General features: G+C 65.3%; 25 protein-coding genes. 12 read left to right on the top strand and 13 right to left on the bottom strand.

The window, feature by feature from the left end:
* Positions 1-48: 48 nt before the first annotated feature.
* Positions 49-543 (bottom strand): MarR family winged helix-turn-helix transcriptional regulator, encoded by a 495-nt coding sequence (locus tag E4K64_RS10120; protein WP_167771922.1) that lies wholly within the window; start codon positions 541-543, stop codon positions 49-51.
* 145 nt (positions 544-688) lie between these two features.
* On the opposite strand from E4K64_RS10120, the gene E4K64_RS10115 reads away from it, so the two are divergent.
* On the top strand, positions 689-2,539 hold the full coding sequence (locus E4K64_RS10115; protein WP_167771921.1) for a feruloyl-CoA synthase: 1,851 nt from the start codon (positions 689-691) through the stop codon (positions 2,537-2,539).
* A gap of 385 nt (positions 2,540-2,924) precedes the next feature.
* Here E4K64_RS10115 and E4K64_RS10110 read toward each other — a convergent pair whose 3' ends face one another.
* Positions 2,925-3,431, bottom strand: coding sequence for a MarR family winged helix-turn-helix transcriptional regulator (locus E4K64_RS10110; RefSeq protein WP_135163383.1), 507 nt, complete (start codon positions 3,429-3,431; stop codon positions 2,925-2,927).
* Between the two features lie 83 nt (positions 3,432-3,514).
* Between E4K64_RS10110 and E4K64_RS10105 the strand changes: the two genes are divergently transcribed.
* The 3 genes from E4K64_RS10105 to E4K64_RS10095 all read left to right on the top strand — a co-directional run bounded on the left by E4K64_RS10105 (position 3,515) and on the right by E4K64_RS10095 (position 6,356).
* Positions 3,515-4,735 (top strand): cytochrome P450, encoded by a 1,221-nt coding sequence (locus E4K64_RS10105; RefSeq protein WP_135163382.1) that lies wholly within the window; start codon positions 3,515-3,517, stop codon positions 4,733-4,735.
* Positions 4,736-4,746: 11 nt separating this feature from the next.
* Positions 4,747-5,070 carry a 2Fe-2S iron-sulfur cluster-binding protein gene (locus E4K64_RS10100; protein ID WP_135163381.1) on the top strand — a complete coding sequence of 108 codons (324 nt, stop codon included), beginning with the start codon at positions 4,747-4,749 and terminating at the stop codon, positions 5,068-5,070.
* A 74-nt stretch (positions 5,071-5,144) separates the two neighbouring features.
* Positions 5,145-6,356 carry an ABC transporter substrate-binding protein gene (locus tag E4K64_RS10095; RefSeq protein WP_135163380.1) on the top strand — a complete coding sequence of 404 codons (1,212 nt, stop codon included), beginning with the start codon at positions 5,145-5,147 and terminating at the stop codon, positions 6,354-6,356.
* 128 nt (positions 6,357-6,484) lie between these two features.
* Here the strand turns inward: E4K64_RS10095 and E4K64_RS10090 are convergent, their stop codons facing one another.
* Entirely contained in the window at positions 6,485-7,747 is a 1,263-nt protein-coding gene (locus tag E4K64_RS10090) for an NAD(P)/FAD-dependent oxidoreductase (RefSeq protein WP_135163379.1), read from the bottom strand.
* Positions 7,748-8,054: 307 nt separating this feature from the next.
* Between E4K64_RS10090 and E4K64_RS10085 the strand changes: the two genes are divergently transcribed.
* A complete protein-coding gene (locus tag E4K64_RS10085) occupies positions 8,055-9,227 on the top strand; it encodes an ABC transporter substrate-binding protein (protein WP_135163378.1) in 1,173 nt (390 codons plus the stop codon).
* A gap of 235 nt (positions 9,228-9,462) precedes the next feature.
* Here the strand turns inward: E4K64_RS10085 and E4K64_RS10080 are convergent, their stop codons facing one another.
* The 10 genes from E4K64_RS10080 to E4K64_RS10035 form a co-directional block, all read right to left on the bottom strand.
* Positions 9,463-11,334 carry a bifunctional sugar phosphate isomerase/epimerase/4-hydroxyphenylpyruvate dioxygenase family protein gene (locus tag E4K64_RS10080; protein ID WP_135163377.1) on the bottom strand — a complete coding sequence of 624 codons (1,872 nt, stop codon included), beginning with the start codon at positions 11,332-11,334 and terminating at the stop codon, positions 9,463-9,465.
* Positions 11,331-12,389: a Gfo/Idh/MocA family protein gene (locus E4K64_RS10075; protein ID WP_135163376.1), complete on the bottom strand. Its 1,059-nt coding sequence runs from the start codon at positions 12,387-12,389 to the stop codon at positions 11,331-11,333. Before E4K64_RS10075 ends, E4K64_RS10080 begins: the two co-directional genes overlap by 4 nt.
* Positions 12,386-13,123 (bottom strand): ABC transporter ATP-binding protein, encoded by a 738-nt coding sequence (locus E4K64_RS10070; RefSeq protein ID WP_126257220.1) that lies wholly within the window; start codon positions 13,121-13,123, stop codon positions 12,386-12,388. Before E4K64_RS10070 ends, E4K64_RS10075 begins: the two co-directional genes overlap by 4 nt.
* Before the next feature lie 12 nt (positions 13,124-13,135).
* Complete coding sequence (locus E4K64_RS10065; RefSeq protein ID WP_135163375.1) at positions 13,136-13,879, bottom strand: ABC transporter ATP-binding protein; 744 nt, start codon at positions 13,877-13,879, stop codon at positions 13,136-13,138.
* Entirely contained in the window at positions 13,876-14,874 is a 999-nt protein-coding gene (locus E4K64_RS10060; protein WP_135163374.1) for a branched-chain amino acid ABC transporter permease, read from the bottom strand. The genes E4K64_RS10065 and E4K64_RS10060 overlap by 4 nt, the downstream gene beginning before the upstream one ends.
* A complete protein-coding gene (locus tag E4K64_RS10055) occupies positions 14,871-15,746 on the bottom strand; it encodes a branched-chain amino acid ABC transporter permease (protein ID WP_135163373.1) in 876 nt (291 codons plus the stop codon). The genes E4K64_RS10060 and E4K64_RS10055 overlap by 4 nt, the downstream gene beginning before the upstream one ends.
* A gap of 109 nt (positions 15,747-15,855) precedes the next feature.
* Complete coding sequence (locus E4K64_RS10050; protein ID WP_126257224.1) at positions 15,856-16,986, bottom strand: ABC transporter substrate-binding protein; 1,131 nt, start codon at positions 16,984-16,986, stop codon at positions 15,856-15,858.
* Positions 16,987-17,044: 58 nt separating this feature from the next.
* A complete protein-coding gene (locus E4K64_RS10045) occupies positions 17,045-17,932 on the bottom strand; it encodes a shikimate dehydrogenase (protein ID WP_135163372.1) in 888 nt (295 codons plus the stop codon).
* Between the two features lie 145 nt (positions 17,933-18,077).
* Positions 18,078-19,010 (bottom strand): LysR family transcriptional regulator, encoded by a 933-nt coding sequence (locus E4K64_RS10040; protein WP_135163371.1) that lies wholly within the window; start codon positions 19,008-19,010, stop codon positions 18,078-18,080.
* Positions 19,011-19,375: 365 nt separating this feature from the next.
* Positions 19,376-19,552, bottom strand: coding sequence for a hypothetical protein (locus tag E4K64_RS10035; RefSeq protein ID WP_126257227.1), 177 nt, complete (start codon positions 19,550-19,552; stop codon positions 19,376-19,378).
* A 168-nt stretch (positions 19,553-19,720) separates the two neighbouring features.
* Here E4K64_RS10035 and E4K64_RS10030 point away from each other — a divergent pair, with 168 nt between their 5' ends.
* From E4K64_RS10030 to E4K64_RS10000, 7 genes are all read left to right on the top strand, one after another.
* Entirely contained in the window at positions 19,721-20,458 is a 738-nt protein-coding gene (locus tag E4K64_RS10030) for a helix-turn-helix transcriptional regulator (RefSeq protein ID WP_135163370.1), read from the top strand.
* Between the two features lie 86 nt (positions 20,459-20,544).
* Entirely contained in the window at positions 20,545-21,204 is a 660-nt protein-coding gene (locus E4K64_RS10025) for an acyl-homoserine-lactone synthase (RefSeq protein ID WP_167771920.1), read from the top strand.
* 1 nt (position 21,205) lies between these two features.
* Positions 21,206-21,424, top strand: a complete 219-nt coding sequence (locus E4K64_RS10020; RefSeq protein ID WP_135163368.1) for a hypothetical protein — start codon at positions 21,206-21,208, stop codon at positions 21,422-21,424.
* A 374-nt stretch (positions 21,425-21,798) separates the two neighbouring features.
* Positions 21,799-22,716 carry a branched-chain amino acid ABC transporter permease gene (locus tag E4K64_RS10015; protein WP_126257231.1) on the top strand — a complete coding sequence of 306 codons (918 nt, stop codon included), beginning with the start codon at positions 21,799-21,801 and terminating at the stop codon, positions 22,714-22,716.
* On the top strand, positions 22,713-23,657 hold the full coding sequence (locus E4K64_RS10010; protein WP_135163367.1) for a branched-chain amino acid ABC transporter permease: 945 nt from the start codon (positions 22,713-22,715) through the stop codon (positions 23,655-23,657). The genes E4K64_RS10015 and E4K64_RS10010 overlap by 4 nt, the downstream gene beginning before the upstream one ends.
* Complete coding sequence (locus E4K64_RS10005; protein WP_135163366.1) at positions 23,650-24,417, top strand: ABC transporter ATP-binding protein; 768 nt, start codon at positions 23,650-23,652, stop codon at positions 24,415-24,417. The genes E4K64_RS10010 and E4K64_RS10005 overlap by 8 nt, the downstream gene beginning before the upstream one ends.
* The gene (locus tag E4K64_RS10000; RefSeq protein WP_135163365.1) at positions 24,410-25,123 is read left to right on the top strand and encodes an ABC transporter ATP-binding protein; all 714 of its coding nucleotides are present in this window, start codon (positions 24,410-24,412) and stop codon (positions 25,121-25,123) included. The genes E4K64_RS10005 and E4K64_RS10000 overlap by 8 nt, the downstream gene beginning before the upstream one ends.
* The last annotated feature ends 52 nt before the right edge of the window (positions 25,124-25,175 follow it).

Here is a 25,175-nt window from a genome sequence, read left to right as displayed (position 1 = left end):
CATCACCGCCCTTTGCCGAGCGACAGCCTAAATGATGGGCAGTCGAGATCAGGTGAAGCCAGCGAGGATCCGGAGCAGCTGCGCCCGGTTTTCCTTGCCGATCTTCTCTTCGACGTGCCGCTCGTGCTCGGCCGCGAGCCGCTTGAATTTCGCCAGCGCCGTCTCGCCCTGCGCGGTGAGGTGCAGGGCATGGGAACGGCGGTCCGCCTTCGACTTGACCCGCTTGACGTACCTGCGCAGCTCGAGGCTGTCGAGCAGATGCACCAGCCGGGCGCGCTCGATGCCGAGGCGCTTTGCCACCGCCATCTGCGACAGGCCCGGATTGGCGCCGATCAGCGTCAGCACCGAATATTGCGTCGGCCTTATGTCGACTTCGCCGAGGGTCTTGATGAAGTCCTGGAAGATCCAGATCTGGAAGCGCCGCACCGCGTAGCCGGCGTGCCCGACCAGCGCATCGAGCCCGATGTCGTCGGCGACATCGCTGGGCGCCGCGCCATTGCCGGCGCGCTTGCGTGGGGCAATCTGGGGTGCGCTGGCTGTCACATCGTGTCTCCCGCCCGGCAAGCTTAGCGCGTCAGCGAGGCAAAAGATTGTTGTTGACGACAACAATTGTCAAGCCCAACATTGTGGCCAAGCAGCCCGAACGAGGTCGCGGCCGGTCGTATCCGGACGGAGGGAGGAGACACATATGACAGTCGCCCCACGTGGTGACGTTGCAGGCCTGTTCGCAAGCCCGCGGACCGTCGCAGAGCATCGCGCCGACGGCAGCATCGTGCTGCGATCGCCCGATCCGTTGCGGGATGCCGCGCGTTGCGTCGGCGACTGGCTGGAGCAATGGGCGCGGCAAACGCCGGATGCGATCTTCCTCGCCGAGCGCGGCAATGTCGAAGCGCCGTGGACCACCGTCACCTATGCGCAGGCGCTGCGCCAGGTGCGTGCGGCGGCGTCCTGGATTTTGGCGCAGGGCCTCAGCGCGGAACACCCGCTCGCGATTCTCTCCGACAACAGCATCGACCACGCGCTGCTCGCGCTTGCCGCCCAGCATGTCGGCGTGCCCTCGGCCGCGATCTCGCCGGCCTATTCGCTGATGTCGCGGGATTTCGAGAAGCTCAAGAGCATGATCGCGCTGCTCGAGCCGGGCGCGATCTACGTGTCTGCGACCAGGCCCTTCGCGGCCGCGCTTGCCGCCATCGCGCCGCTGCACCGGGCGCAGATCATCAGCGGCAACGCGGATGACGCCGGCGCACTCGCTTTCCGCGCCGTCGCGGCAACGCCAGAGAGCCCTAACGTCGCAACGGCCTTCGCCGCGGTGACGCCTGACACGATCGCAAAGTTCCTGTTCACGTCAGGGTCGACCGGGACGCCGAAAGCCGTCATCAACACCCAGCGCATGCTGACCTCGAGCCAACAGGCCAAGGCGCAGACCTGGACGTTTCTCGAGCAGACGCGCGGTGATCTCGTCATCCTGGACTGGCTGCCCTGGAGCCACACCTTCGGCGCCAACCACAATTTCAATCTCGTGCTGCGCAATGGCGGCTCGCTCTATATCGACGGCGGCAAGCCAGCGCCGGGGCTGTTTGCAACCTCGCTGGCCAATTTGAAGAGCGTGATGCCGACGGTCTATTTCAACGTGCCGCGCGGCTTCGACATGCTGATCGCGGCGCTGCGCGGCGACGAGGAACTGCGCCGCCGCTTCTTCGGCGAGGTGAAATTCGCCTTCTATGCCGGCGCTGCCCTGCCGCAGAATCTCTGGGACGCGCTCGAGGAGCTCTCGATCAAGACCGTCGGCCGCGCGCTGCCGATGGTTTCGGCCTGGGGCTCGACGGAAACGTCGCCGCTCGCGACCGATTGCCATTTCCTCGCCGAGCGCTCCGGCAATATCGGCGTGCCCATTCCCGGCACCGAGCTGAAGCTCGTCGCCTCGGGCGACAAGCTGGAGGTGCGCGTGCGCGGCCCCAACGTCACGCCGGGCTATTGGAAGGCGCCGGAGCTGACCCGGCAGGCCTTCGACGACGAGGGCTTTTACCTGATCGGCGATGCCGTCAAGCTTGCCGACAATGCGCGGCCGGAGCGCGGCCTGTTCTTCGACGGCCGCGTCGCCGAGGATTTCAAGCTCAATTCCGGCACCTGGGTCAATGTCGGCACGCTGCGCGTCGCCGGCATCGCCGCCTTGGCGCCCTTGGCGCAGGACATCGTGGTCGCAGGCCATGGCGGTGATGAAGTGCGCTTTCTGGTGTTTCCGAACATCGCAGCCTGCCGCGCCCATGCCGGCTTGGGCGAGGCGGCCGATGTGAGCGAGGTGCTCGCACATGACAAGGTCAGGAGCGCCATCGCGCAGGGCCTCGCGAAACTGAAGCAGCAGGCCGCCAATTCCACTGGTCACGCCACCCGTGCGCTGCTGCTCGCCGAGCCACCGTCGGTCGACGGCGGCGAGATTACCGACAAGGGCTACATCAACCAGCGCGCCGTGCTGGCGCGGCGTGCCGATGCGGTGGCGCAGCTGAATGATGATACGTCGTCGGAATGGGTCGGCTTGTAGTGAGTCGATGAAGGAGCGGCGTGGGAGGGACGCGTAGCTCATCTCGCTGTCATTCCGGGGCGCGCCTGGGGCGCGAACCCGGAATCCATTCTCCCGCATAGATGGCTGCACGATGGATTCCGGGTTCGCGCTACGCGCGCCCCGGAATGACGAGCGCTATGCGAAGAAGGTGCTGGCGAAACAGGACAGCCGCCCGCCGCAATATATTTCCGATTCTTTTGTTGCCTAGGCAACTAATTTATGCGAACCATTCCAGGAGGCAATGACGGCAGGGAAACTGCCGCGTCCGATCCTGGAGGAAACAATGCTCGGCCCGAACGGTGCCGTCGGCAAACGCCGGCGCATGCCTGGACGTGACGGAAGGTGGCGCCTGAAGCGCGACCCGTCAGGGCTCGATGCCGCCAGTGACCGCGCCGAGGTTGTCGTGCAGCCGGCGCAGCAGATCGATCAGCACTTCGCGCTCGTCCTTGCTCAGGCACGACAACAGCCGCCGTTCGCGCTCGAGCGCCGCAACGATCACCTTGTCATGCGTGGCGCGGCCCTTTGCCGTCAGCGCGATCGAATGGGTGCGGCCGTCATTCGGGTCGGTGCGGATCGAGATCAGGCCACGCTTCTCGAGGCCGCCCAGCGTCCGGCTCACGGGCCCCTTGTCGAAGCCGATGACGTGGCAGATGCGCGAGGCCGGAATGCCGGGCTCAATCGCCAGCAGCGACATGATCCGCCATTCCGTGACGTTGACGCCGAACTCCCGCTGATAGAACGCGGTGGCGCTGTTCGAGAGCTTGTTGGCGATGAAGGTGACGAATGCGGGGACGTAGCGGTTGAGATCGAGCGTCGGCCCCGCCTCAACGGGCGCAGGCTTTTGGCGGGATCTGGTCGAAGGCGCAGGCATGTCGGGGTTCTGACTCGCGGTGGGCCCAAAGACCTAATGGCATGCGCTGCACTTTCACAAGATCAAAATGAGGGAGGTCTTCCATGACCGCATCCGGCACCCCGGCATCGACGGGTCCCGCCTCCGTTCCGCATCTCGACGTCGATCCGTTCGACATGAGGTTTTTCGCCGACCCTTATCCCGCCCATCAGCGGCTGCGGGAGGCCGGGCCGGTGGTCTATCTCGACAAGTGGAACGTTTATGGCGTAGCGCGCTATGCCGAGGTCCACGCGGTGCTGAACGATCCCGCCACCTTCTGCTCCAGCCGCGGTGTCGGCCTGTCCGACTTCAAGAAGGAGACGCCGTGGCGGCCGCCGAGCCTGATCCTCGAAGCCGACCCGCCCGCGCATACCCGCACCCGGGCGGTGCTGTCGAAAGTGCTGTCGCCGACCGCGATGAAGCAGGTGCGCGACCGCTTCGCCGCCGCAGCGGAGGAGCGGGTTGACGCGCTGCTCGACAAGCGCAGCTTCGACGCGATCGCCGATCTCGCCGAGGCCTATCCGCTCTCGATCTTTCCGGATGCGCTGGGCCTGAAGCCGGAGGGGCGCGAGCATCTGATCCCCTACGCCAGTGTCGTGTTCAACGCGTTCGGTCCGCCGAATGAGCTGCGCCAGCAGGCGATCGCGCGCTCGGCGCCGCACCAGGCCTATGTCGCCGAGCAATGCCAGCGCGACAATCTCGCGCCCGGCGGCTTCGGCGCCTGCATTCATGCCCGCGTCGACGACGGCGAGATCACGGCCACCGAGGCGCCGCTGCTGGTGCGCTCGCTGCTATCGGCCGGCCTCGACACCACGGTCAACGGCATCGGTGCCGCCGTCTATTGCCTCGCGCGCTTCCCCGACCAGTGGCAGCGCCTGCGCGATGATCCGACGCTGGCGCGCAACGCCTTCGAGGAGGCGGTGCGGTTCGAAAGTCCGGTGCAGACCTTCTTCCGCACCACCACGCGCGAGGTCGAGCTCTCGGGGGCCACGATCGGCGAGGGCGAGAAGGTGCTGATGTTCCTGGCCGCCGCCAATCGCGATCCCAGGCGCTGGGACCGGCCCGACAGCTACGACATTACCCGCCGGACCTCCGGCCATGTCGGCTTCGGCTCGGGCATCCACATGTGCGTCGGCCAGCTCGTCGCCCGCCTCGAAGGCGAGGTGATGCTGACTGCGCTGGCGCGCCGCGTCGCGAAAATCGAGATCACGGGCGAGCCGAAACGCCGCTTCAACAACACGCTGCGCGGGCTCGACAGCCTGCCTGTGACGATTACCCCGGCCTGACGAGGAGCTTCATGCCCGCCATCACATTCATCCACCCCGACGGCAAGTCCGAGCGCGTCGAGACCTCAGGTGAAGAGAGCGCCATGCAGGCGGCGACCCGTCACGGCCTCGACGGCATTCTGGCCGAATGCGGCGGCAACGCCATGTGCGCGACCTGTCACGTCTATGTCGATGAAAGCTGGCTCGCGCGCCTGCCTGATATGGCTGACGACGAGGATGCGCTGCTCGACGGCACCGCGAGCGAGCGGCGGCCGAACAGCCGGCTGTCCTGCCAGATCAGGATCACGCCGGAGCGCGACGGGCTCATCGTGAAGCTGCCGGAGCGGCAGGTCTGACCTGCAAAGCCAACCGATTTTTCAACCGCTCCGGCAACGGCCGGTGCGGCAACGCATCAACAGGGAAGGGAACCATGAAACATCTGAAGTGGACGCTCGCGCTGGCCGCGAGCCTGGTTGCCGGCGCGGCGAGCGCCGAGATCTCCGACAACGTCGTGCGCGTCGGCGTGCTCAACGACATCTCCGGCATCTTCCAGGACACCAACGGCATGGGCTCGGTGGAAGCCGCGCGCATGGCGGCGGAAGACTTCAACGGCGGCGGCAAGAACATCAAGGTCGAGATCGTCTATGCCGACCACCAGAACAAGGCCGACGTCGGCAACGCCATTGCGCGTAAATGGCTCGATGTCGAAGGCGTCGATGCCATCGTCGACGTGCCAAATTCGGCGGTCGGTCTTTCCATCAACACGCTGCTGCGCGACAGCCGCATGACGTTCCTGGCGTCGTCGACCGCAAGCTCCGATCTCACCGGCAAGGCCTGCTCGCCCAACACCATCCAATGGGTCAACGACACCTGGGCCACCGGCAACACCACGGCGGCCGCGATGATGTCGCGCGGCGGCAAGGACTGGTACTTCCTCACGGTCGACTACGCCCTCGGCAAGGGCATCGAGGCCGAGGCGCAGAAATACATCGAGAGCCATGGCGGCAAGGTGCTGGGTTCCTCCAAGCATCCGCTCGGCACCTCCGACTTTGCCTCCTTCCTGTTACAGGCGCAGAGCTCGAAGGCCCGGGTGATCGGCCTTGCCAATGCCGGCGGCGACACCATCAACGCCGTGAAGCAGGCCGCCGAGTTCGGCATCCAGCAGAGCGGCCAGAAGCTCGTCGCCTTCCTGCTCTTCATCAACGACATCCACGGCATGGGCATCAAGGTCGCACAGGGCTTGCAGCTCATGGAAGCCTTCTATTGGGACATGAACGACGACACCCGCGCCTTCGCCAAGCGCTTCGCCGCGCGGCCCGGCATGAACGGCAAGATGCCGAGCGGCAATCAAGCGGGCGTCTATGCCTCGACGCTCGCTTATCTCAACGCCGTCGCGGCGACCGGCAGCGACAACGCCAAGGACGCCGTGCCCGAGATGAAGAAGTTCAAGGGCAAGGACAGATTGTTCGGCGACACCACGATCCGCCAGGACGGCCGCGTCGTGCATCCGATGTATTTGTTCGAGGTGAAGAAGCCGGAGGAGTCGAAATACCCGTACGATTATTATAAGCTGGTCTCGACGATTCCCGCCGACCAGGCCTTCCGCCCGCTGGCGGAAGGCGGGTGCGAGCTGGTGAAGTAGGTCTCGTGCCCCGGACGCGGTGCAGCGCGAAGCGTTGCGCCGCTGAGCCGGGGCCCACAGCCTCCTGGGTCCCGGCTCTGCGTCGCGTCATTTCATGCCGCGCCGCGTCCGGGACACGAGAGCAGCCCTTACACCACCTTGCTTGACCCCTGCGTGATCAACCGCGCGGCGCGCTGATCCCGCGCGTAGATCCAGAGCCAGCTCAGCGCGACGCTGAGGCGGTGGCGGAGGCCGATCAGGAAGTAGATGTGGGCGATGCCCCAGATCCACCACGCGATAGCGCCGCGCAGCTTGAAGCGGCCGAAATCGATGACGGCGAGCCGCTTGCCGATCTGAGCCAGGCTGCCGGCGTGCTTGTAGCGGAACGGGCCGGCCGCAGCGCCGCGCAGGCGGGCCTTGATGGTCTCGGCGACGTGACGGCCCTGCTGCTTGGCCGCCGGCGCGATGCCCGGCACCGGCTTGCCGTCCCAGGCGTTGATGCTGACGGTGTCGCCGATCGCGAAGATCTCGGGATGGCCGGGGATGGTGAGGTCGGCCTCGACCAGCACGCGTCCGGCGCGATCGGCGGGTGCACCCAGCCATTCGGCTGCGGGCGAGGCGCGCACGCCGGCGGCCCAGATCCTGGTCTTGGCTTCGAGCAGCTTGCCGCCGAACACGACGCCCTCGCGGTTGATCTCCGTGACGGCCTGTCCCAGCACGACCTCGACGCCGATCTTCTCCAGCGACGCCTGCGCATAGGCCGAGAGGTCGTCGGCGAAGCCGGCGAGCACGCGAGGCCCCGCCTCGATCAGCACCACCCGCGCTTTCGTCGTGTCGATGTTGCGGAAATCGCCGGGCAGCGTATGGCGCGCCATTTCGGCGATGGTGCCGGCGAGCTCGACGCCGGTCGGGCCGGCACCGACGATGACGAAGGTCAGCCGCGCCGCGCGCTTCGCCGGATCGGTCTCGCGCTCGGCGCGCTCGAACGCCACCAGGATGTGACGGCGCAAGGTGGTCGCATCCTCCAGCGTCTTCAGCCCGGGCGCCCATTGCTCCCATTCGTCGTGGCCGAAATAGGCGTGCCGCGCGCCGGTCGCCAGCACCAGCGTGTCGTAGGGCACCTCGCTGCCGTCGTCGATCAGCACGCAACGTCGTGCCGCATCGACGCCGCTCACGGTCGCGAACAGCGTCGTCACCTCGGGCCGGTCGCGCATGAGATGGCGGATCGGCCAGGCGATCTCGCTAGTTGCGAGCGAGGCGGTCGCGACCTGGTAGAGCAGCGGCTGAAACAGATGATGGTTGCGGCGGTCGATCAGCGTGATCTCGACCGGCGTGCCCGCGAGCCGGTAGGTCGCCTCCAGCCCGCCGAAGCCGGCACCGACGATGACGACGCGATGGGGATGTGCGGCCATGTGGATCCTCGAATCTTGCTGCTGCTCTTCCTCATTTAAGTGCCGATTGTGCGGTGCCGTCCAATAGCCGTCATCAATCGCCGCATAGGCCGCATGTATCGTTCCGGCGCGAAAAAGCGCCGCAGCCCCGACCAGCCTTGGCCCAAGCGAGTAGAATTATATTTCTTGCCATCGCCAATCCGGGCGAAATATGGTGCAGGAGCGGGCGCTGAGCCATTGGCGGCTCGACAGATTTTGCGTTCAATAGAGAAGGCCCGGGGCGGCGATCACCCCGCTTGCGGGCTCAATCATAAGGAGGGGAGTGATTATGAAGACGGCATTCTGGCTGGCGGGCGCAGCGGCGCTGGTGCTGGCGAGCCCGGCTTTCGCCGGCGACACCATCAAGATCGGTTTCGTTTCGACGTTCAGCGGCCCGACCGCCGTGATCGGCAACGATATGCGTAATTCCTTCGAGCTCGCGCTCGATCACCTCGGCCGCAAGATGGGCGGCAAGCCGGTGGAGGTGATCTACGAGGACGACGGGCAGAAGCCCGACGTCGGCAAGCAGAAGACCGAGAAACTGGTGCAGTCGGACAAGGTCGACTTCATCGTCGGCTATATCTGGTCGAACGTGCTGCTCGCCTCGCTCAAGACCGCGGTCGATTCGAAGACCTTCATGATCTCGGCCAATGCCGGACCGTCGCAGCTCGCGGGCGAGCTGTGCTCGCCTTACGTGTTTTCGACCTCCTGGCAGAACGACCAGACCCCGCAGGCGGTCGGCACCTACATGAACCAGAAGGGCGTCAAGTCGGTGTTCCTGATCGGCCCGAACTACGCCGCCGGCAAGGACATGCTGGCCGGCGTCAAGAGCACCTTCAAGGGCCAGGTCGTGGGTGAGGAATACACGGTGTGGCCGAGCCAGCTCGACTTCTCCGCCGAGCTCTCCAAGGCGCGCGCCTCCGGCGCCGAGTCGATCTTCGTGTTCTACCCCGGTGCCGCCGGCGTGCAGTTCCTCAATCAATATGCGCAGGCCGGCCTGAAGAGCACGATGCCGCTCTACACCGCCTTCACCGTCGACGAGCTGTCGCTGCCGCTGCAGAAGGAGAACGCGCTCGGAGTGCCCGGCGCGCAGCAATGGGTCAACGACCTGCCCAACGAGCAGAACAAGCGCTTCGTCGCCGACTACCGCAAGAAGTATCCCGGCCTGCGCCCGACCTTCTACGGTGCGCAGTCCTATGACGCCGCGAACCTGATCAACAGCGCCGTCGACGCCGTGAAAGGTGACACTTCGAAGAAGGACGAGATGAAGGCCGAGATGGAGAAGGCCAACTTCAAGTCGGTGCGCGGCGCGTTCAAGTTCGGCAACAATCACATCCCGATCCAGAGCTTCTACCTGCAGGACGTGGTCAAGGATTCCGAAGGCCAGCTCGCGCTGAAGACGGTCGCCACCATCGTCGAGAACGACCAGGATCGCTTCCACGACAAGTGCAAGATGAAGTGAGGGCGGTGTAGCTACCGGATGAGGGGGCTCTTCTGCCCCCTCAATTGTAAGTATCGTAGGGTGGGCAAAGCGACTTGTCCGCCATAGCTCGAAGAGCGACGGCGGAAGCGTGCCCACCATTCTTATCAATCATTGAGAGATGGTGGGCACGGCGCAAGCGCGCCTTTGCCCACCCTACGATTCCTACGATTCCGGTCTCGCGGAGAGAAACACCACAGGGGAGAGGGAAAGACCGTCACGCCCGCGGCATGCTCATCGGCCTCACCTCGCGCGCTTGCGCCGCCAGCCTGATGGCGGCATTGGCCGCGCCAAAGCCCTGATAGCTCCGCCGCTCGACGATCTCGAAGAAGAAGCGCTCGTCGAAGATGTGGGTGTAGACCTGGAAGAACTCGCCGTCGCCCTCACGGTCGTAGAGGATGTGGTTGGCACGCAGCTGCGCCATCAGCTCGGGCGCGAGGTCGTATTTGGCTTCGATGTCATCGTAGTAATTGTCAGGGATATCGAGAAAATCCGCGCCGCGGCTGCGCATCTCCGCTACCGTCGTGAAGATGTCGCTGCAAGAGAACGCGACGTGCTGCACGCCTGATCCGAAAAATTCCGAGATGAAGCGCGCCGGCAGCGTGCGGTTGGCGGAGGAGCCGTTGAGCACGAAGCGCAGGCTCTGGTCGGCGTTGACGATGGCCTGGCTCTGCACGAGGCCCCTGGGGTCGGCGATCTCCATCTGCGGCAACCGCTTCAGGTCGAGGATGCCGGTGTAGAACAACAGCCAGGACAGCATCTCGTCGTAGGGCATCGTCTGCGCGATGTGATCGACGGCGAGCAGCGCGTCCTTGTCTGCGTTGCCCGCGATCGCCTCGAAATCGGTGTCCCAGTTCTTGCCGGCCTGATCCAGGAAATAGAGCAGGCTGCCGCCGACGCCGTGGATCGCGGGAATCTCCAGCTCGCCCGGTCCGACCGGCTGGTAGAAGGTGCGCGCCTTCAGCATCTCGGCACGCTGCATCGCGAGACCCGCATTGTCGACGTCGAGCGCGATGGCGCAGACGCCGGGGCCGTGGGTGACGTAATGGGAATGGGCAAAACCGTCGGTCTCGCTGTTGATGACGAGCTCGACCTTGCCCTGCGACCAGCGCTCCACCGCCTTGCTGCGATGCGCGCCGGTCTTGCGGAAGCCGAGCTGGGAAAACAGGCGGGCGAGATCGCCGGCCTTGGTCTCGTTGACGGCAAACTCGATGAACCCGGTGCCGCGGCTCTTCGCCTTCGGCGCCAGCGGCTCGGCGGCGAATTTCGGCCAATCCGGCGCTAGCTGGTCTTCCAGCAGGATCAGCGAGCGCAGGCCGTCGAGCGCGGTCTGCGCGGCCGAGCCGGCGCGGAACTGGTCGTTGAAGATCTCCAGCGACAGCGGCCCGGCATAGCCGGTCGCGGCGATCGCGGCCATGAATTCAACGACCGGCAGATCGCCCTGGCCGGGGAAGGAGCGGAAGTGCCGGCTCCACGACAGGATGTCGAGCTCGAGCTTGGGCGCGTCCGCAAGCTGCACCAGGAAGATCTTGTCGCCGGGGATCGAGGCCATCGCGCGGGTGGGAAATCCGGGTGCCAGCGCGTGAAAGCTGTCGAGGATGATGCCGATCGCGGCATGATCGGCGCGCCGCACGATCTCCCAGGCGTCGCGATAGTCGCTGACATGGCGGCCCCAGGCCAGCGCCTCGTAGCCGACGCGCAAGGAGCGCTTGGCCGCGCGTTCGCCCAGCTCGCGAAGATCGTCCGCGGCGCGGTCGATGCCGCCGAGCGAGGCGGGCGAGACGTTGGAGCAGATCAGCAGGAGATCAGTGCCGAGCTCCTGCATCAGATCGAACTTTCGCTCCGCGCGGGCGAGGTTGCGCGAGCGCTGCGGCTCGGGCATGCCCTCGAAATCGCGGAACGGCTGGAACGCGCAGATCGTCAGGTTGAGATCGCGGCAGAGCTTTGCGATGTCGCGCGGGCTTGCGCCGAACGACAACAGATCGTTCTCGAAGATCTCGACCGCGTCGAAGCCGGCGGCCGCGATGGCGCGGAGCTTTTCGTCCAGGCTGCCGGAGAGCGAGACGGTGGCGATCGAGCGCTTGTTCATGCGGCCTGCTCCATGATCTGCCCCGGCGAGATCTTTTGTCCCGTGCGCGCCGCTTCGCCGACGGCCTCGACGACGGCGAGCGTGCCCATTGCATCCTCGACCGAAATCAGAGGCTGCTCGCGGCCGGCGATCACGGCCAGGAAATGCCGAAGCTGCTCGGCGAGCGGATCGTAAGCCGAGAATGCGGCGGGCTCGCGGACCAGCGGCGCGTGCCAGCCGGGATCTTGTCGATACGACCACAGCTCCATGGTCGGCACCGAGAGGGAGCCGCTGGTTCCGGCGAAGACGTAACAGGGCTGGTCCTGTCTGGGATAGACCGCGTTCTCGCCCGACGTGAGTTCCCAGCTCCATGGTGCCGGCGTCGCATCCGACACGGTCACCGTGCCGAGGGCGCCGTTGGCGAAACGCAGCAGGAGCGCCGCGGTGTCCTCGACGGCGAAGCCACGCACCTTGTTCGAGGTCAGCGCCTGCACCTCGACGATCTCGCCGCAGATGAAGCGGAGATTGTCGATGTCGTGAATCAAATTGATCAGCAGCGGACCGCCGCCCGCCTCACGCCGCCAGGCGACTTCGAAATAATCGTCCGGCTTCTTCAGCAGCCACAGTCCGGCCACTGCGGTGAGCTGGCCGAGCTTGCCGCTTGCCACCGTCTCGCGGGCCGACTTGATGATCGGATTGTGCCGCCGGTGGTGACCGACCAGCATCGGCACGCCGGTGCGCCTCACCGCGTCGCACAGGCGCTGCGCGGTGGCAACCGTCTCGGTCACCGGCTTCTCGATCAGCGCCGGAACGCCCGCCGCGGCGCAATCAAGGGCCATCGGCAAATGCAGCGTGTTGGGCGAGGCGATGACGAGGCCGTCCGGCTTCTCCTGTGCCAGCAGCGCGCGATGATCGGAATAGCAAGGCACGTTGTGCGCCAGTGCATGATCCTTCGCGGCGGGCGAGGGATCGGCGATGCCGGCGAGCTCGCAGCCCTCGAATGCCGCGATCAGCTCGATATGGCGGCGGCCGATCAGGCCGGCGCCGGCCACGGCGATGCGCATAGCCGCGCTCATGCCGCACTCTCCTCCATCGCGCCGCCGAGGAAGAGCTGGCCGATCCGCGGATCGTTCAAAATGCGCTTGGCGTCGTCGACCATGCGGGTCTGGCCCAGCTCGAGCACGATGCCGATGTCGGAGATTTCCAGCGCCGACCGCGCATTCTGCTCGATCATCAGGATGGTGACGCCACGGCTGCGCAAGCTCTTGAGGATATCGAAGGTCTGCTGCACCATCAGCGGCGACAGGCCGATCGAGGGCTCGTCGACCAGCACCAGCTTGGGTTCGAGCAGCAGCGAGCGGGCGATCTCGAGCTGCTTCTGCTCGCCGCCGGACAATGTCGAGGCCTGCTGCGTCGACTTCCGCCGCAGCGCCGGAAACAGGTCGAGCGCCGCCTCGATCCGCTTCGGCAGGTCGAGACCCTTCTCGGCCGCGACGCCGCCGAGCTCGACATTGTGGCGCACCGACAGCTCGGGGAAGATGTTGCGGCCCTGCGGCACGTAGCAGATGCCGGCATTGAGCAGCGCGCGCTGGCTCAAATTGGTGACGTCGCGGCCGGCAAAGCTAATCTTGCCCTCGCGCAGCCTGAGCAGGCCGAAGATCGCCTTGAACACGGTGGATTTGCCGGCGCCATTGGGGCCGATGATGGTGGTGATGGTCGCCGGCGGCACCGAAAACGTCGTGCCGTTCAAGATCGTCATCTTGCCGTAGCCGCCGACGAGATTGTGAACCGAGAGGATCGGGTCGCTCATGGCTCGCTCTCCCTAATGTCCGAGATAGGCTTCGATCACGGCGGGGTTCTTGCGGACCTCGTCGGGGCGTCCCATCGCCAGCACCTTGCCTTCCGCCATCACCATGACGCGCGAGCACAGCGACATCACGAACTCCATGTTGTGCTCGATCACGACGAAGGTGGCGTTCTTCTCGCGGTTGATCGCCACCAGGCGCTCCTTGAGGTCCGTCAGCATCGACGGGTTGACGCCGCCGGCGGGCTCGTCGAGCAGCACGAGGCGCGGGCCGCCCATGAAGGCCATGGCGGCGTCGAGCAACTTCTGCTGGCCATAGGACAGGCCGCCGGCCGGCTCGTCGGCGAGATGATCGAGCTTGAAGAAGCCGATCATCTGGTTGGCGGCCTCGGTCAGCCCGGCATCGGAGCGGCCGACCAGGCGCGAGGCCATGCTGCCCTGGTGCTCCTGGCCCGCCAGGATCAGGTTCTCGCGCACCGAGAGCTTCGGGAAGACCTGCAACAGCTGAAAGGTGCGGCTGACGCCGAGCTTGTTGAGCTCGGCGGGGCGCAGACCGGTGACGACCTTGCCGTCGAGCTTGACCTCGCCGCCCGAGGGCGTGAGCTGGCCGAGAATGCAGTTGAACAGGGTCGACTTGCCGCAGCCGTTCGGGCCGATCAGGCCGAGGATCTCGCCCTCGCGCACGTCGAAGGAAACGCCGTCGACGGCGCTGATGCCGCCGAAATTCTTCTTGATCTCCGAGACTTCCAGCACCGCGCTCATTGTACCGTCTCCAGGCGCGATTTTGCCACGGCGCGCAGTGCGGACGCCGCCTTGGTGCGGCGTTCGGCGAGATAGCGATCGAGGATTCCCAGAATGCCGGTTGGCGACCAGATCAGCAGCAGCATCACCGCGACCGCGTACAGCATCAGATAATAGCCTTCGGTGAAGCGCAGCCATTCCGGCAGCAGCACCGCGATCATCGCGCCCAGGAACGGGCCGAAATAGAAACCGGCGCCGCCGACGATCACCATCATCAGCAGGTCGAGCGAGAGCGACAGGTTGAAGGGAACAGGGTCGATATATTGCGTCAGCGGCGCATAGAGCGCGCCGGCGATGCCGCCGAGCGCCGAGCCGATCGCGAATGCCATCAGCGTGTAGCGCCGCGTGTCGATGCCGAGCGATTGCGCGCGCAAGGGATTTTCACGTAGCGCCATGAAGGCGCGGCCCCAGGGCGAGCGGATCAGCCACCATACCGCGAGCGACACGATCGCGAGCGAGCCGAGGCAGACGTAGTAGAAGGGGAGGGGCTTGTTGGTCGCGAGGCCGAAAATGTGCGGCCGCGGGATGTTGGAGATGCCGTAGATGCCGCCGGTGAGCCAGCTCTCGTTGCGGAACACCAGGAAGGCGAGGGTGGAGAAGGCCAGCGTGACGAAGGCGAGGTAATGGTGCTGCACGCGCAGCGCGGGATAGCCGAGAACCCAGCCGACCGCAAAGCTGAGCAGGATCGCGACCAGGATCGCCGCCGGCAGCGGCCAGCCATGGGTGGTCATGATCGCGGCGGCATAGGCCCCGATGCCGACGAACGCGCCCTGCGCCAGCGAGACCTGGCCGGCATAGCCGAGCGTGAGATTGAGGCCCATCGCGGCGATGCTCATCACCGCCCATTGGCTGAGGATGAACAGGCCGTAGCGGTTGAAGTTCATGGGGATGACGATCAGGCCGGCGATGATTGCGAGGCCGAGCGCGATCTTCAGGGGTTTGCCGAAGCTGCTCATACCGTGCGCTCCTCGGCGCGGCCGAGCAATCCCTGCGGCCGGAACAGGATCACGGCGATCAGGAACATCATCGGCACGGCGGCGCGATATTGGGTGGAAACATAGGCGGCCGCGAGATTGTCGAGCACGCCGATCAGGAGACCGCCGGCGATGGCGCCGCGCACCTGGTTGAAGCCGCCGACGATCGCCGCGATGAAAGCGGCCTGGCCCAGCACCTCGCCGGAGGAAAATTTGGCCAGATAAATCGGCGTGATCAGAAGCGAAGCCAGCGCGACCAGGAAGGCGTTGATCAGGAACGTCAGCAGGATCATGCGCTCGACGGGCACGCCGATGATGCGCGCCACCGTCGGGTTCTGCGCCGCCGCCTGCATCTGATGCCCGAGCGAGGTGCGGTTGAGCAGCGTGGTCAGGCCGACCACGGCGAGGATGGCGACGACGAGCACACCGATGCTTTGCAGCGAGACCGCGTGTCCGAGGATGGAGATGTCGCCGGTCGGCACGACCGACGGGAACGGCGAAGCCTCGGCGCTGAAGAATTGCTTCACGGCTTCCTTGATGCCGATCGCGAGCGCCATGGTCGCAATCGCAAGCGGCAACACGCCATGGCGCATCATCGGGTCGACCAGCAGCAGCTTGAAACCGAGCCCGAGCAGGATCATCGACAGCAGGATGCCGAGTATGATCGCGAGCCAGAACGGCGCGCCGGCATGCATCGCCGCCAGCATCAGGAATGCCGGCAGCATCACGAACTCGCCTTGCGCGAAATTGATGGTCTGCGAGGTCTGCCAAAGCAGCGTGAAGCCGACCGCGACCAGCGCATAGATCGCGCCGGTGGCGAGCCCCGCGACCAGAAGATCGAATAGGTTGGACATTTTTCCCTCTCGCCGTTCTGTCTTCTCCCTCACCCCGACCCTCTCCCCGCGAAGAGCGGGGAGAGGGAGAGGAGAGATATCCCCCCGCGTGCGGGGAAAGGCGAAGATCTCACTTCACCTTCGGCAGCACCTGCTTCACGACCTGCTTGCCTTCCACGACTTCGACCAGAAAGCTCTGGCGGTCGATGTCGCCGGTGTCGCTGAAGGTGACGTCCATCAGGATGCCCGGCTCGTCCGCGGCCTTGATGGTGAGGCCGTGCAGCGTGTCGGCGAACTTCTTCGGGTCGACCTTGCCCATCTTCTCGGTGGTGGCCTTCACCATGTAGACGGCGAGATAGCCCTTCAGGCCGTTGTGGTCGGGGACGTAATTGTACTTCTTGGAGAACCTCTCGCGGAATTGCTTGATCTGGTCGACCGGCGCATCCGTGGTGAGGCCGACATGGCCGCGCGCGCCGTTGGCGGCATCGCCGGCGAGCTCGATCACCTTCTGGCCGATCAGCGTGGTCTCGCCCATCAGCGGCGCGGTGACGCCCTGGCGCTTCAGCTCTTTCAGGATGCGCGCGCTCTCTTCCTCGTTGAGGTAGACGAAGACGGCATCGGGATTGGCGGCCTTGATCTTGCCGACGTCGGCGGCGAAATCGGCCTGGCCCGCTTCGGTCGAGAGGTCGGCAACGACCTTGGAGCCGAGCCGGTCGAGCTCCTTGATCACGACGTCGCGGCCGCCGCGGCCGAAGTCGTTGTTGACCCAGACCACCGCGACCGTCTTCGCCTTCATCTCGTCGTGGATGTATTTCGCGACCTTCGGCATCGAGGATTGCTGGCCGAACGAGGTGCGGAACAGGAATTTGTTGCCTCCTTGCGTCAGCTCGGCGGCCTCGCCGCCCATGATCTGCGCGATGCCGGCTTCGGCCGCGAGTGGGGCCGTGACCTTCACCGAGCCGGAATAGCCGGGCCCGAGCAGCACATAGGGCTCGGCATCGAGCGCCTTCTGGACCTGGGCGCGCGCCACGCCCGGGTTGGACTGAGAGTCCGCGTGGGTCACCTCCAGCTTGCGGCCGAGCACGCCGCCCTTGGCGTTGATCTCCTCGATCGCGAGGTCGATGCCGTTCTTCCAGTTGGTGCCGACGGTGGCGCCGCCGCCGGAGAGCTCGGCGACGTTGGCGAGCTTGATCGCCTGGGCGTGGACACTGGTTGCGGTCGCGAAGGCAAGCAGGGCGCCTGCCAGCAGGGTCGATTTCATGATGTCTCCTCCGGTTTTCCTCAGATAGGGTCCGCGGCCTTGTGTCCGGCCGCTTTGGTTACGCTGCGTGATAGGCTGAGCTTCGTGCCGCCATCACCTCGTCGAATGCCTGTCCCATGACCTCGGTCGATGGGGCAAGCCCCGTGAACAATTCGAAAGCGTCGGCCGCCTGATAGATCGCGAGCTCCCGCCCGGTCATGATCCGCGCGCCCTTGGTTTCGGCCGCCGCCAGCAGCGGCGTGATCAGCGGCGAGTAGACGGCATCCGCCACCCACAGCTTTTCGTGCAGCAGCGCCGCCGCAACCGGCATGGCCCGGTTCGGCAACATGCCGACCGGAGTGCCGTTGACCAGACCGGTTGCGCCATGAAGCGCATCCTCGACGCTTGCAGCGACCCTTGCGACCCTTGCGCCGCCTTGCGGCGCGAGCAGGGAGACGAGCGTCGCGGCGCGCGCCGGCTCGCTGTCGAAGATGCGGATGTCGGAAACCTTCAGGCTCGCCAGCGCAAACGTGATCGCCTTGCCGACGCCGCCGGCACCGATCACCGCGACGGCGTTACCCGTGGGCGCCAGCAGCGGCGCCACCGCGCGCGCAAAGCCCGTGGTGTCGGTGTTGTGGCCGGTCAGGCGGCCGTTTCTGACGACCACCGTGTTGACCGCGCCCATCGCGGCCGCACCGGGCGCCAGCGCGTCGAGCAGCGGGACCACCGCTTCCTTGTAGGGATAGGTGACGTTGACGCCGGCAAAGCCGAGCCGCCGCACGCCTTCCAGCAACAGGCCAAGGCCGGCCGCATCGGCGCCGGCAATTTCGATGAGCTGATAATGGCCGCGCAGGCCGAGCGCCTCGGCGGCACGTTCATGCATGGCAGGGGACGCGGAATGCGCGATCGGCGCGCCGATCAGGCCGGTGAGGAGCTTCTTGCTGGCGGCGTATCCGCGCGTGGACATGGTTCGCTGTCGTCTCAAATGGAGCGTTCGGTGCCGGTCATTAGCGGGGAAGCCCGCGCAATGCCAAGGGGCTTCCAGGTCCCCGACGATAGCCTTTCCTTAGGCTAACACAATTACCCTTTTAGCCGACAAACCTAACATCATGTTATTTCTTCCGCCCGCGCGCCGAAGCGGCCTTGCCGCGGGACGGCTCGACCGCGCGCATCTCGGCGCGCAGCGCCTCGATGAAAGCCTCGGCATGGAGCGACAGCGGCGCGCCGCGCTTGACCGCGATGTAGGTGTCGAACCGGGTCGGCTCGGCGATCTTCAAGAGCTCGATCCCGGGATAGCCGCCATGAGCCACGGTGAACTGGTCGATGATGGCGATACCGAGCCCCGCCTTCACCAGCGCGCAGACCGTGGTACCGAAGCGCGCGCGGATGGTGATGTTGTAGTCGAGCCGGTTGCGCGCGAAGATCCCGGCCATGATCCGGCCGTAGGGATCGTTGGGATCGATCCCGATCAGCGGATAGCGGGTGATCTCGGCGGCCGAGACCTGCTTGCGGCCGGCGAGCTCGTGGCCGGGCGGCACGATGCAATACAGCTCGCCCGAGGCGAGCGGCATGAAGTCGAGCGCGGAATGCTCCAGCCGGTAGCTCATCGCGACGCACTCGCCGCGGCCGAGCATGAGATAGTCGATGGCCTCCTCGAGCTTGAGGATGTTGATGTCGATGCCGAGGTCGGGATAGCGGCGCCGGACGCGCTCGATCGCGCGGGGCACCATCACCTGCGAGATGCTCGGCACCGAGCCGATCCGCAGCTCGGACAACCCGCCACGGCCGATCTTGGAGATGATCTCGGAGAGATCGTCGACCTTCTTGTAGACGCCGTTGATCTGCTCGAAGATGTTCTCGGCTTCCGGCGTCGGGAAGTAGCGCCCGTTCTGGCGCTGGAAGAAGCGGATGCCGAGCGAGCGCTCGGTGTATTTGACGAGGCGGCTGATCCCCGGCGCCGAGACGTTGAGCAGCTTCGCCGCGCCGCCGATGGTGCCCGTCACCATCACGGCACGGATCACTTCGACCTGGCGCAGCGTCATCATGCTCTTGGCGTCCGAAGGAGGATCGGGGCGGCGATCATCTCACGAGAGCCGCGCTGTCATCCAGCGGTAAGTGTCTGAGGATGTGGACGGAGGCTGCAAACCGCCCTGGTGTCCCGGACGCGCTGCAGCGTGCAACGCTGCTGCGCAGAGCCGGGACCCCTGTCACAGCGGCTGTTCTTGGTCATATGGGCCCCGGCTCTGCAGCGCACCGTCGAAGAGACGCTGCGCTGCGTCCGGGGCACGAGAGCGTGGTCGGGGAGAAGGGGAGGCAAATGTCAGAATGTTTCGATTAAAATCGGTTCGTTCGAATGGAAGGGCATCGTCGCGCGATCAGCAGCATCGGCGGCGCCTGCTGCAATTGCACTTTAGCTCGCCGGGCCCTCGGGCGAGATGCTGTCGGCCGGCTCCGCACGCTCGCTCTCCAGCACTTCGCGCGCGAACTCGATGATCTTCTGCTTGTTTGCCGTTTCGCGGACGGCGAAAAACACGCGATTCAATTCCAGGCCGAGCACGCTGTTGAGGGCGATGTCCTCGTCTTCCATCGTGGTTTTCCCGCTTCGGACACGTTCAGGTGTATAGTGCCGTCAACTCTGCCACAAGTAGTTTGAATCTTCAGGCCGGGTGAGGACCGGGAAACTACGGTCGCTGCGAAATTGAGGCGGCCCGCGAATACGTGCTATAGGCGAGGGCGAAGGTCAGGAAACGCACCGATGTCCGCCGCTGATGGCGTTGATTATGGCCGCGAGGCGCTCGACTTCATCGAAGGGCTCGGAACCTATACCAAGGTTCCGGACGCCATGGACGCGCTTGCAGCCGCGTTCGGTCGGTATGGCTTCGAACATATCATCGTGGCGGGCCTGCCCAATCCCGAGCAGCGCTTTTCCCAGATGGTGCTCGCCAAGAAATGGCCGGCGGAGTGGTTCAGCCTCTATACCCAAAAGAGCTACGACCGCGTCGATCCCGTGATCCGCAAATGCCGGCAGACGGTGAACCCGTTCGAGTGGTCCGAAGCGCCGTACGACCCGGAGCTGGAGCCGGGCGCGGTGGAGGTGATGCGGCGCGCTGCCGATTTCCGCATGTCGCGCGGCTTCGTCGTGCCGATCCACGGCTTGACCGGCTACGAGGCCGGCGTCTCGCTCGCCGGCGTCCACCTCGATCTCAATGCGCGCAGCAAGCCGGCGCTGCACCTGATCGGGATGTACGGCTTCGATCACATCCGCCGTCTGCTCGATCCGACGCCGCATCCATCGACGCGCCTCACACCGCGTGAGCGCGAGGTGCTCGCCTGGGCTTCGCAAGGCAAGTCCGCCTGGGAGATCGGCGAGATCCTGCACATCACGCAACGCACCGCGGAAGAGCATCTTGCAACTGCCGCGCGCAAGCTCGGTGCCGTCAACCGGACGCATGCGGTCGCGATCGCGATCCGCCACAGAATCATCAATCTCTGAAACATTCGCCTACTGGGAAATTTCCCAATAGTCGGCTCGGCCGTTTTCGCTGAGGCTTCCCCGCATTGCGAGCCATGGGGGAGTTCATGATTCATGTGATTTCTGCCGTCAATCGGCACCTTTACGAAGACGTTCTCGAACAGCATTTCCGGGTCCGCCACGAGATATTTGTCGAGGAGCGGAAATGGGAGGCGCTGCGCAAACCTGACGGGCGCGAGATCGATACCTACGACAATGACGACGCGGTCTACCTGCTGGCACTGGAAAACCGCCGGGTGCTCGGCGGCTCCCGGCTGTATCCGACCACCAGGCCGACGATGATGAGCGAGGTGTTCCCGCATCTCGCGTCGGTATGCGGTTGTCCGTCGGATCCGTTGGTCTGGGAATGGTCACGCTTCTTCGTCTCGCGCGAGCGCCGCGACGGCGCATTCAATCTGCAATTGATGGCGGCGGCGCAGGAGTTCTGTCTCGAGCAGGGCATCGAGCGGCTTTGTCTCGTCATGGAAACCTGGTGGTTGCCGCGGTTCCACGACATCGGCTTCGTCGTCGTGCCGCTGGGATTACCGGCCCTGGTGGAAAATTCCTGGACCATGGCGGCAACGATCGAGGTCCGCCAGGAATCGCTCGATGTCGTGCGTGACCGTATCGGGATGACGAGCGTGGTCCAGCAGGACGGTCCGCGGATCGACTGTATCGCCCGTGCCAACTTCTGCGGCCTTGCTGCCGCGCAGCGAAAGAGCGCCTGAGATGTCGAACATGATGCGGGACAGCCAGATCGTGGCGCAGACCGAGGACGAGACTCTCGGCTACATATCCGACATGGCGCTCGAGCTGGCGCAAATGGCGGAAGACACCGGATTGGCGACGCTCGCCTATCTGTTCCGGATGGCGGCGCTGGAGGCCTCCACGGCCGACAGCGTGCTCGCCGAACCGGATAATCTCCCCCAGCAGATGACGTCGCACTAGACGCATCCCCTCACAAAGAGGTCGTCATGCCCGGGCTTGTCCCGGGCATCCACGTTCTTTGTGCTACGCTAAGGCGTGGATGGCCGGGACAAGCCCGGCCATGACGGTATGGAGATCATCGGGTCCAAAAAGAGCGCGGCTCGTGTTGGGTGCGGCAGGTTGCCCCAGCCGGCGCGGCAGCCTTCTTGCAGGGGCATTTTGCCCGCATGCACCGGCATGCAACAAAGTGCATGTCAGGTGTCGAATCGCTCTTGCCTCGGAACGATACTGCCATTACCCATTTTTCGGCCTTGAAGAGGCAGGGGGAGCTCTTTCACTGATGGCGACATTGTTCGAACATCGGCGCGACGCTGCGTGCGCCTGAAAGAGTCTTGATGCTGCTCGTCGTCGAACAGTTCTTGAACGGATTGCAGTTTGGCCTGCTGCTGTTTCTGCTCGCCGCCGGCCTGACGCTGGTGTTCGGGATCATGGATCTCGTCAACCTCGCGCACGGCTCGCTCTACATGATGGGCGCCTATTTCGCCGCGACCTTCGCGGCCTGGACCGGCAGCTTCCTGCTCGGTGCGCTGATGGCGCTCGGCGCCACCCTGGTGCTCGGCATCGTGCTGGAGGTCAGCGCGCTGCGGCATCTCTACGGCCGCGACCATCTCGACCACGTGCTGGCGACGTTCGGCCTGATCCTGTTCTTTAACGAAGCCGTGCGGCTGATCTGGGGTCCGGCGGGCCTCGCGCTGCCGTTGCCGGCCTGGCTCACCGTGCCGGTGCCGATCCTGCCCGGCATTCACTATCCGGCCTATCGTCTCGCCATCATCATCGTGGCGCTGCTGGTCGCGCTCCTGCTCTATCTCGGCGTGATGCGCACCCGCATCGGCATGTTGATCCGCGCCGGCGCCTCCAACCGCGAGATGATCGGCGCGCTCGGCATCAACATCAAGCTGCTCTATACGCTGGTGTTCGGCTTAGGGGCCGCGCTCGCGGGCCTTGCCGGCCTGATGCAGGCGCCGATCCTCACCGTGCAGATCGGCATGGGCGAGAACATCCTGATCCTCGCCTTCGTCATCATCGTGATCGGCGGCATCGGCTCGATCCGCGGCGCGTTCCTCGCCGCGATCTTCGTCGGCATGATCGACACGCTCGGCCGCGCCTTCCTGCCCAATCTGCTGCGGCAGGTGCTGAGCGGCGCCGCCGCCTCCACCGCCGCGCCCGCGCTGTCCTCCATGCTGATCTACCTGTTGATGGCGATCGTGCTGGTGGTGCGGCCGGAGGGGCTGTTTCCGGCCAACCGTCGATGAAGGGTTTGAGCGTGAGCAAGGCCGTCACGGCCCTGATGCTGGCGGGCCTCGTGCTGCTGCCGCTCTATTCGCAGCTGTCAGGCAACATCTTCATCCTGACGCTGTTCACCCGCATCATCATCCTGGCGCTGGCGGCCGCGAGCCTCAACCTCATCATGGGCTTCGGCGGCATGATGAGCTTCGGCCACGCCGCCTATCTCGGCATCGGCGGCTATGCCGTGGGCATGCTGGCGCAGGAAGGCGTCGGGTCGGGCTTCATCCAGTTTCCGGTCGCGCTGGCGGCTTCCGCAATCTATGCGCTGGTGATCGGCGCGCTCTCGCTGCGCACCCGCGGCGTCTATTTCATCATGATCACGCTCGCCTTCGCGCAAATGGCCTATTACGTCGCCTCGGGCCTTGCGCGTTACGGCGGCGATGACGGCCTCACCGTCTACAACCGCAGCGACTTCTCCGGGCTGATCAACTTGTCGAACCGGACGCAGTTCTACTATCTCTGCCTCGCCTGCCTGCTCGGCGTCATCTTCCTGATCTGGCGCATCGTCAATTCGCGCTTCGGCCTCGTCGTGCAGGGCCTGCGCTCCAACGAGCAGCGCATGCAGGCGATCGGCTTTCCCGCCAAGCGCTACCAGCTGGTCTGCTTCGTCATCTCGGGCACCATGTGCGGCCTTGCCGGCGCGCTGCTCGCCAACAACACCGACTTCGTCAGCCCGGCCGTGATGTACTGGACCCGCTCCGGCGACCTCATGGTGATGGTGATCCTTGGCGGCATGGGCACGCTGTTCGGGCCGGTCATGGGCGCGGTGGTGTTCCTGCTGCTGGAAGAGTTCTTGTCGCAGATCACCGAATATTGGGCACTGATCATGGGCCCGCTGCTGCTGCTGATCGTGCTGTTTGGCCGCGGCGGCATCATGGGCCTGCTCGGGAGGGCTGGCCGTGGCTGAACCCCTGCTCCGCGTCGAAAAGCTGGTGCGCCGCTTCGGCGGCATCATCGCGACGGACAACGTCTCGCTCGACGTCGCCAGCGGCGAGCTGCACGCCATCATCGGCCCGAACGGCGCCGGCAAGACCACGCTGATCAGCCAGCTCACCGGACATCTCGCGCCGCATTCCGGCAGCGTCTCGCTGGCGGGGCGCGATATCACATATTTGCCGGCCTATCGGCGCTGTGCGCTGGGCCTTGCGCGTTCGTTCCAGATCACCTCGCTGCTGCTCGATTTCACCGCCGCGGATAACGTCGCGCTGGCGGCGCAGGCGCATGCCGGCACCTCGTTCCGCTTCTTCGCCGATGCGCGCAAGGAGAAAGGTTTGCGCGACGCCGCACATGCCGCGCTCGATCGCGTTGGCCTGGCTCATCGCGCCGATGTTCTGGTCTCGAGGCTCAGCCATGGCGAGCGACGCCAGATCGAGCTTGCGGTCGCGCTCGCCAGCAAGCCGAAATTGCTGCTGCTCGACGAGCCGATGGCCGGCCTCGGCGTCACCGAATCCCAGGGCATGGTGAAACTGCTGCAGGAGCTGCGCAAGGAAGTCTCGATCGTGCTGGTCGAGCACGACATGCCAGCGGTGTTCGCGCTGGCCGACCGCATCTCGGTGCTGGTCTATGGTCGCGTCATCGCCTCCGGCGATCCGGTCGCGATCCGGGCCAACGAAGACGTCAAGCGCGCCTATCTCGGCGACCAGCATGTGGTGACGCATCATGGCTGACGCGCTGCTCGACGTCGACGGCATCGAGACCTGCTATGGCCTCTCGCAGGTGCTGTTCGGCCTGTCGTTGTCGATCAAGCCGGGCGAGATGGTCTCGCTGATGGGCCGCAACGGCATGGGCAAGACCACCACCATCCGCTCCATCATGGGCCTGACGCCGGCCCGCGCGGGCGCGATCCGTTTTGCGGGCGCCGAGGTGCGGCAGCTGCCGTCCTACCGAATTGCAAAGCTTGGCGTCGGCCTCGTCCCCGAGGGACGCCAGATCTTCCCGAACCTCACCGTGCGCGAAAACCTGGTCGCGGCCGCGGCCGATCGCTTCGGCAGCCCCAATCCTTGGACACTGCCGGCGATCTATGTGCTGTTCCCGCGCCTCGCCGAACGTGCGTCCAACATGGGCAACCAGCTCTCCGGCGGCGAGCAGCAGATGCTCGCGATCGGTCGCGCGCTGATGACCAATCCGAAGCTTCTCATCCTGGACGAGGCGACCGAAGGCCTCGCGCCGCTGATCCGCGAAGAGATCTGGCACTGCCTGTCGCTGCTCAAGAGCCGGGGGCAGTCGATCCTGGTCGTCGACAAGAACGTCGACCATCTCGCCCGCATCTGCGATCGCCATTACATCATCGAGCGCGGCAAGACGGTATGGAGCGGCACCTCCGACCAGCTGTTGGCCGAGCCGGATTTGCAGCGCAAATATCTGGGGATTTAGCCGCCGCTCTCTCCCCTCATTGCGAGGAGCGGAGCGACCAAGCAATCCAGAG

The organism is Bradyrhizobium frederickii (assembly GCF_004570865.1).
GTDB classification, from domain to species: Bacteria; Pseudomonadota; Alphaproteobacteria; order Rhizobiales; family Xanthobacteraceae; genus Bradyrhizobium; species Bradyrhizobium frederickii.
Note: the sequence above shows the minus strand (reverse complement) of the source record. Positions and strands in the feature narration are given on the sequence as shown.